Source organism: Rhodococcus sp. IEGM 1406 (assembly GCF_030056745.1).
In the GTDB taxonomy this organism is placed as follows: domain Bacteria; phylum Actinomycetota; class Actinomycetes; order Mycobacteriales; family Mycobacteriaceae; genus Rhodococcus_F; species Rhodococcus_F erythropolis.
This window is the reverse complement of sequence record NZ_JASHKO010000006.1, coordinates 1-210: the sequence shown is the minus strand read 5'-3', so window position 1 is coordinate 210 and position 210 is coordinate 1. Positions and strand designations below refer to the sequence as shown.

General features: G+C 62.9%; 1 protein-coding gene. It reads right to left on the bottom strand.

The genetic code is table 11. From position 1 onward, the window contains the following. Positions 1-210 (bottom strand): Ig-like domain-containing protein (locus tag QM596_RS25195; RefSeq protein ID WP_283310305.1); only part of this gene is annotated, 210 nt, incomplete at both ends.

Below are 210 nucleotides of genomic sequence, written 5' to 3'. Positions count from 1 at the left end.
TGGTCTCCACATCGACCGGAGCCGGATCGGACACCGTCACCGTCTGAGCCGATGCCGACGAGCTGACGAACCCTGCACCAGCGGTGAAGTCAGCGGTAACACTCTGAGCGCCAGCAGCATCGAACGCATACGACAGCGTCGCAACACCCGACGTGACCGTCACCGGCGAACCAATGGCCGTGCCGTTCGACTTGAACTGCACCGTACCGA